General features: G+C 68.0%; 3 protein-coding genes and 1 pseudogene. 2 read left to right on the top strand and 2 right to left on the bottom strand.

Going from position 1 to position 2,735, the window contains the following annotated elements:
• Together BIU82_RS11865 and BIU82_RS11860 are read left to right on the top strand one after the other, a co-directional pair.
• A partial coding sequence (locus BIU82_RS11865; RefSeq protein ID WP_139146595.1) for an MFS transporter occupies nt 1-550 on the top strand: 550 nt, incomplete at its 5' end.
• A 21-nt stretch (nt 551-571) separates the two neighbouring features.
• Nucleotides 572-1,579: a LacI family DNA-binding transcriptional regulator gene (locus BIU82_RS11860; protein WP_070349676.1), complete on the top strand. Its 1,008-nt coding sequence runs from the start codon at nt 572-574 to the stop codon at nt 1,577-1,579.
• Between the two features lie 4 nt (nt 1,580-1,583).
• Here BIU82_RS11860 and BIU82_RS11855 read toward each other — a convergent pair whose 3' ends face one another.
• Together BIU82_RS11855 and BIU82_RS11850 are read right to left on the bottom strand one after the other, a co-directional pair.
• The gene (locus BIU82_RS11855) at nt 1,584-2,513 is read right to left on the bottom strand and encodes an ATP-binding cassette domain-containing protein (RefSeq protein WP_070349673.1); all 930 of its coding nucleotides are present in this window, start codon (nt 2,511-2,513) and stop codon (nt 1,584-1,586) included.
• A gap of 10 nt (nt 2,514-2,523) precedes the next feature.
• Nucleotides 2,524-2,735, bottom strand: a pseudogene (locus BIU82_RS11850) (ABC transporter permease); the annotation flags it as partial.

Here is a 2,735-nt window from a genome sequence, read left to right as displayed (position 1 = left end):
CCTGCTGCCCCTGATGTTCCAGGCCGGTTTCGGCTGGGACCCCGTCTACAGCGGCCTCCTGGTCACCGCCGTCTTCATCGGCAACATCGGGATCAAGCCCGCCACCACTCCCCTGATCCGGCGCTTCGGCTTCAAGCGGATCCTGGTGCTGGCCGCCGTCGGCTCCGCTGCGACATTCGCAGCATGCGCATTCATCAGCCCGGCCACGCCCGCCGTGCTGATCGCCGGCCTCCTGCTGCTGTCCGGAACCTTCCGGTCCATCGGATTCTCGGCGTATATGAACCTGCAGTACGCCGAGGTGCCCGCCGCGTCGCTGGGCAGCGCCAACGCCATCGCCAACACCCTGGTGCAGCTCGCGCATGTCCTTGGCGTGGCCGTGGGCGCACTCCTCATCCGCCTGGCCTCCGCGTCCTTCCCTGCCGCGGCAGACCCCGCCGCGCCATACCGCTTTGCCTTGGCCGCCGTCGGGGTGCTCATGCTCGCCAGCGTGGCGGACAGCCTGTTCCTGCCGCGGGATGCCGGAAGCGAAGTCAGCGGCAGGAAAGGCTGAACTGGCTACGATGGGGACACCATGAGCGGAACCAGCAAGCCCACAAGGCCCACCATTTACGACGTCGCGCGGCAGGCCGGCGTCTCCAAGTCCCTGGTTTCGCTGGTGCTGCGCAACGCTCCGCACGTGGCCGAGGCCAAACGGGACGCCGTCCAGGCGGCCATTGCCGAACTCGGCTACCGCCCCAGCCGGGCCGCGAGCGCCCTGGCCAGCCAGCGCACCAACTCCGTCGGCCTGCTGATCGACGACTTCCGCAACCCCTGGTTCGTGGAACTGTTCTCCGGGCTCCGTTCGGTGCTGGACCCGGCCGGATTCACTGTGGCGGTGGCGGACCTGCGGCTCGAAACCGCCAGCGGGCGGAACCCCGTGGACGGCTTCCTGGCCCAGCACGTGGACGCCCTGGTGATCGCGGCCGAAGCACCGGCGGACATGCTCCGCAACGCCAGGGTCCCGCTGGTGGTCGCCGGATCACGCGGCCTCAGCGCGCACCTGGAGGCCGACGTCGTGACCAGCGACGACGGCGCCGGCGGCAGGATGGCGGCCGAACACCTCCTCGCGGCCGGGCACCGGAGCATCGTCCACCTCAGCGGGACCGGCGAGCCTGCCGCGCACCGGCGCCGGGGGTACCGGGACGCCATGTCCGACGCCGGACGGGAACCTTTGGTGTTCGGCGCGGACGGCCGGACGGATGAGGCAGACGGCTTCCGGGCCATGCGGCAGGCCCTCGCCGCCGTGCCGGAACCGGACGCGGTCTTCGCCGCCAACGACCTCATGGCGGCAGGAGCCCTGGCCGCGCTGCGGGACTCCGGGCTGTCCGTGCCGGAGCGGGTCTCGCTGATCGGATACGACAATTCGCCGCTGGCCGGCTATGAATACCTCCGGCTCAGCAGCGTGGATCCGCACAACCGGGAGATCGGCGCGGAGTCGGCCCGGATGGTCCTCTCCCGCCTGGAAACGTCGGACGCCCCACCGCGGCGGACCCTGCTGGGACCCACCGTGGTGGAGCGTTCGTCTGTCGCGGTGAGATAGCGGATCAGGCTTTCGGCGCGGCTTCGGCGACGCCCGCCACTTCGGCCTTCACTTCCTTGAGCTGTTCGGAATGGCCGCCGAGCTGTTCGAGCTCGTGGGCCAGCTCGGCCAGCTCGGCGCCGCCGGCCATCTGGGCGGTGAGCTCTTCGAGGGTGATGTCCTTCTTGTCGTAGTAGCCGATGCTCTTGCCGCGTTTGAGCAGCAGGAAACGGTCGCCCACAGGGTAGGCATGGTGCGGGTTGTGGGTAATGAAGATGACGCCCAGGCCGCGGTCGCGGGCCTGCAGGATGTACCTCAGGACCACACCGGACTGCTTCACGCCGAGTGCCGCCGTCGGCTCGTCCAGGATCAGGACCTTGGCACCGAAGTAGACAGCACGGGCAATGGCGACGCACTGGCGTTCACCGCCGGAGAGCTGGCCGATGGGCTGCTCCACATCGCGCAAGTCGATGCCCATGTCTGCCAGTTCCTTCTTGGTGATGTCCTTCATGCGCTGGACATCCAGGCGCTTGAACGGGCCAAATCCCGTGGTGAGCTCCGAACCCAGGAAGAAGTTCCGCCAGATCGGCATGAGCGGAACCACGGCGAGGTCCTGGTACACCGCGGCAATGCCGGAGTCCAGGGCTTCGCGCGGGCTGTTCAGTTTGCGCTCTTCGCCCATGATGGTAAACGTGCCGTGGGTGTGCTGGTGGCGGCCCGCAATGATCTTGATCAGCGTGGACTTGCCGGCGCCGTTGTCTCCCAGCACACAGGTGACGCGGCCGTTGTCCACGGCCATGGTCACGTCCGTCAGGGCGATGATGTTGCCGTAGTGCTTTGCCACTTTGTCCAGCTTGAGCAGGTGCACGGGACGGTCGGTCAGCGGATCGGTTTCATCGGCCAGCAACGTCTTGTTGGAAATGTGCTCCGCCTTCGCGGGGATGTTCTCGGTCATGGCGGCCCTCCTACTTGCTCGCGTCCGCGCGGCGTTTGACGATGAGGTTGACGATCGTGGCCAGCAGGAGCATGAGGCCCAGGAAGAACTTGAACCAGTCCGGGTTCCACTGCGCGTACACGATGCCCTTGTTGGCCATGCCGAAGATGAACGCGCCGATCGCGCCGCCCACCGCCGAGCCGTAGCCGCCGGTGAGCAGGCAGCCGCCGATCACCGCGGCGA

Source organism: Arthrobacter sp. SW1 (assembly GCF_001766675.1).
In the GTDB taxonomy this organism is placed as follows: Bacteria; Actinomycetota; Actinomycetes; order Actinomycetales; family Micrococcaceae; genus Arthrobacter.
Note: the sequence above shows the minus strand (reverse complement) of the source record. Positions and strands in the feature narration are given on the sequence as shown.